This window comes from Geobacillus sp. CAMR5420, from assembly GCF_000691465.1.
Taxonomy (GTDB): domain Bacteria; phylum Bacillota; class Bacilli; order Bacillales; family Anoxybacillaceae; genus Geobacillus; species Geobacillus thermoleovorans.
The window spans coordinates 1-4097 of record NZ_JHUS01000065.1; the positions used below are offsets into that span (position 1 = coordinate 1).

Sequence of the window (4097 nt, forward strand, 5' to 3'; positions counted from 1 at the left end):
ACAAATATTTTACTCACACGAAAAAAAATCCAACGTAAGCCCTTCAAAGCATAAAAATAAGGCCGACTCTTCAGCCACCTTTTTGACTGTCAGAGCCAGCCTTGATCAACGAAAGTCCGGCCAATGAGTTTGCTGCTTGTCGCCGTCGATTTTGCTCAGCGTCCGGTAGCGAAACGGAACGATTTCCTGCTCTGGCTTGCCAAGAAACTCTTTCGCCCATTCGAACGGAATCAAATCGAACTGCTCCTTGTTTTCAGCGATAAAATAGACGCCGACGACTCTTCCTTGTTGATTGAGGTCAATTGTCAAAAAAGCCGGGTAATACGTGCCGTCTTGCGCCCACAGCACCGCTTTGGCCGTCACCCGGCCGTCCCCTTCGTCTTCCACATCCGGATTGGCGATTCGCTCCAACACTTTGATCGCCCATCCTTGTTTTTTATATCCTCCGACCAGCTTCGGCGGATTTTTCCGCAACTGCTCCAACAATGTTTGCTCGTCCATCGTCAAACTTTTGCCTCCCTTGTGGTTTGCCTATCCGCCCATTTTCTAATATATACAATACTTTTCAGAGAAATGCAAATGCCTAGAAGAACAGCATGCAAGGACTTTCTCGATTAGTGAGCAACATCCCTTGTTCATTCCCTCTTCTAGGCAAGCAGGGGAGGCGCGCCCATCAGCGGAAGATGGCGCGAAGGCCGTCGATGTAAATCGCTCCGGCGTTTTTCCGTCCGATATCCGTTTCCATATAACGCACCGGCATCTCCAGCATGAGCGGAAGCGCGACATCGCTGGGCACAGCGGCTTCGACATATTTCCAACCGATCCAATCGACATGGCGGGCAAAATCGATCCAAATGCGGCGCCCGCTTCCATCCTGCAGCTGGGCGCGCAGCCAATGGCCGCTTCCGTCTCCATACACCCACATGCCAATCGCTTGCGGCCGTTTCGAAATCCAAATCGCTTTCTCCCGACTAGCATAGACGCCGGATGTCCCTGGCATCCCGCGGAAATCGTATGAAATTTTCAGCGCCTGCTTTCCTTCTCTCACCTTTTCTGTCGTCCGCTCGACCGCAGCCCCCACATAGTTGACGCCCGATGCATTCCACTTCAACTCGTTCTCAAAATCATCAAGCACTTCTTCGCTTTCCCCGTTCTCTTGCGTCTCTTTGTACACAACAAGAAGCGCATTCGCCACCGGACGCGCAAATCCATCAGACGGCTTGTTTTCGACTTTGAGCTGCCCGTTTGGCTGGCGGACGACAAAGGTCGAAGAACCGCCGCCATCGAGCGTCATCGCATCGACGGCGCCAAGCTCATGCATCAGTTTGGCCAGCTCATTCAACGTCATGCCTTGGCTATGAGCAGGCTGGCGGCCATCGACAACGACGAGCATGACGTTGCCGTTGCGGTCAATGCCGACGGCTGTGCGAGGATGCACCCCAGCAATCGCAAACGATTGCGCCTGTCCATCCGCCACCAACCGGTATCGGCCGCCGAGCGCTTCTCTCACCCCACTCCATTCGGGCTGGTCATACTGAAGGGAAATTTCCACCGCATCCCCTTCTTTCGCCTGCCGCAAATAGTCACTCGCCCGGCCATGGCCCGACAACACCAATTCCCCAGGCTGAAGCGGCTCATCTCCTTGACTCACAGCCACCTTCTTCACCGTTCCGGTGACCGTTCCATTCCCGTTCAACACCCCTTGTACATTCGTCAGCACGACTTCCGTCCCAAGAGCGTTCGTTTTCGTGGAGGCAGCGAAATACGGGGTGTACAAAATCAACTGATGAGCGCGCCGCGGCTTGTTGATGCCATCGACGGGATATGAGCCTCCTTCTCCAATTCGAACGCCAATTTGAACATCTGGGTTTCCAATCATCGGCTTTCCATCAGCGCTGATGCCAAAAATCGTCCGTTCCGCCGCCGGCGTCGTATTCGTCATCACGATCTCTCCCCGGTGCACCATCAAATCGGTCGGCGAACCATCCTCTTTGAAATAATCGCCGTTCACCGCCGCCAGTACGATTCCGTCGCGGCCATCGTACCGTTTTGCCTGCTCAAGCACCGGTTCAACGCCAAGCACTTGATCATTGGACAGCGCCGTCTCAATGGCCAGCCTCTCATTCGACGTATCGATGTCAAGCTTGTACACATGCTGCTTGCCGCGCGTTCCGACGATTTCCATTTCCTCTTTTTCCACCCCGGAGGCGATGCGCGTCGACACCTCCTTTACCACTGTGCCGACCGCCAGCTGCCTTGCCCCATACTTCCCCGGATTGACAAGCTTCAGCTTCTCCTTTGACGGCGTTTTATACACGACATGCCCTTTGATATTGGTGACGTAATATCCACCGCCAACCCCGTATTGGCCGCCAAACGCCTCGTCATACGAATACACCCGGTACTGTTCTCCAGGCTGCAACACGCGGACAAACGTCAGCGCCCCGTTTTCCCGTTTCCATAGATTAATAGGTTTCACAATCTCCAATTTCCCAATCTGCCCCTGCACGAGGCGCATGCCTTCCCAGTAGACGACATTCGCTCCGGCATCCGCTTCTGCCGCCTGCAGCGCCGTCCATGCGGCCAACACCGCCCCGATCCCAATGCGGATGATGTTCTTCGCTTTTCCCACTGGTCCTATTTTCCTCTCTTTCTATCATTTTGTTGCAATCGATTCTATTATACGACAAACTTCTACAAAAAGGGGAACCCTTTTCCATTTATTTAGTCAAAAAAAAAGAACGTCCCAGCAAGGTTGGGACGCTCTGTAGAAGCGAAAACATCATCCGCGGTCACGGAGTATAAAACTCTTGAGAGTAGTAGGGTTGATGAAATGAATTGAACGCCACCCCAACGCCGAGGCGGGTAAAGTCCGGATATAAAAGGTTTTGCCGATGACCGAGCGAGTGCATCCACGCTTCATGGACAAAAATCGCATCGTATTGTCCGTAGGCGATGTTCTCTCCCGCCACGCGATAAGCGATGCCATGGCGCTTCAGGCGGTCAAACGGCGACAGGCCTTGCAAGTTCGTATGAGAGAAGTAGTGATGGACCGCCATATCTTCGCTATGTTCACGGGCGGCCGCCGCCGCCTTCGCATCCCACGCGAGCGCCGGAAGCCCGTGCAAGCGGCGCGCCGCGTTTGCTAAATCAAAAATTTGATATTCATAGGCCGTGCGCAGCTCCTCCGTCGCCGTTCCGTAAAACCCGGGCTTTTCATCCTCGAGCGCCCGATTGACGACAAGCACGCCATCCACCCGGTTGTTGTTGTACCGGTCATAAAAGAAGGTGACGTAGCGGCCGTTGACAAGATAGATCCCGTATTCGTCATTTTGAATGTTGTAGACGGCATCCTTTTTTTGGATGAAGGCGAGCGGCCGGCCGTACAGCGATTCCACCGCCGTCTTCGTTGTCCCGATGGCGGCCCCCTTGTTCGTTTGGACAATCGGTTGGTTCGTGTACATCGCCGCCACCCGATCACGGTCATAGCTCACCATCAAAAAGTTTTTGTAACCGCCCTGATCATACGCCTCCCAATATAGGCCGTAGGCGTTTTTTGTCTTCCGCTTCGCCTTGCCGTACATCGCTTCGACCTTGGCGCGCGAGTCGCCGATCGCCACCCCGTTCATCGTGACATCCGCCATGTTTGCCTTCGCCCGCTGCACGCATAAAGCAGCGGCCAACTTCTCTTTTGACGGCGTTTCATAGCGGACGCGGGCATCGTTCTTGATCCCATATCCTCGGCCGACATCAAAATAGCCGCCGCGCAACGCGTATACGCGATACACCGCACCGCTTGGCAGCGTCTTCACTGCTTTGTTCGACAACCATAGCTCTGTCGGCGCTGTGACCGTCAACCGGCCGATTTGTCCGGGCTTCAGTTCAGCACCGTCCCACCACACTTTTTCCGTGCCGACACGTTCTCCGCATCCCCCCGCCTTGACCATGGATGAACTCGGCATCCAAAGCCATCCAGCCGCAGCCAACAGCATTCCGATTGCCGCCTTCTGCACCCATTTTCTCACTTCCGTCCGCTCCTCCCTCTAGAAATATTGATCTATCAAGGCTTTTCGGCCCCTCAGGGGTGTCCAAAAAAT

At 54.4% G+C, this 4097-nt stretch carries 3 protein-coding genes; all 3 read right to left on the reverse strand.

Going from position 1 to position 4097, the window contains the following annotated elements:
- Positions 1–105 precede the first annotated feature (105 nt).
- The 3 genes from DI44_RS01200 to DI44_RS01190 all read right to left on the reverse strand — a co-directional run bounded on the left by DI44_RS01200 (position 106) and on the right by DI44_RS01190 (position 4025).
- Complete coding sequence (locus tag DI44_RS01200; RefSeq protein ID WP_015375879.1) at positions 106–507, reverse strand: hypothetical protein; 402 nt, start codon at positions 505–507, stop codon at positions 106–108.
- A 166-nt stretch (positions 508–673) separates the two neighbouring features.
- Positions 674–2632, reverse strand: coding sequence for a phosphodiester glycosidase family protein (locus tag DI44_RS01195; protein ID WP_033026376.1), 1959 nt, complete (start codon positions 2630–2632; stop codon positions 674–676).
- Positions 2633–2792: 160 nt separating this feature from the next.
- On the reverse strand, positions 2793–4025 hold the full coding sequence (locus tag DI44_RS01190; RefSeq protein ID WP_033026378.1) for a CAP-associated domain-containing protein: 1233 nt from the start codon (positions 4023–4025) through the stop codon (positions 2793–2795).
- Between the last annotated feature and the right edge of the window lie 72 nt (positions 4026–4097).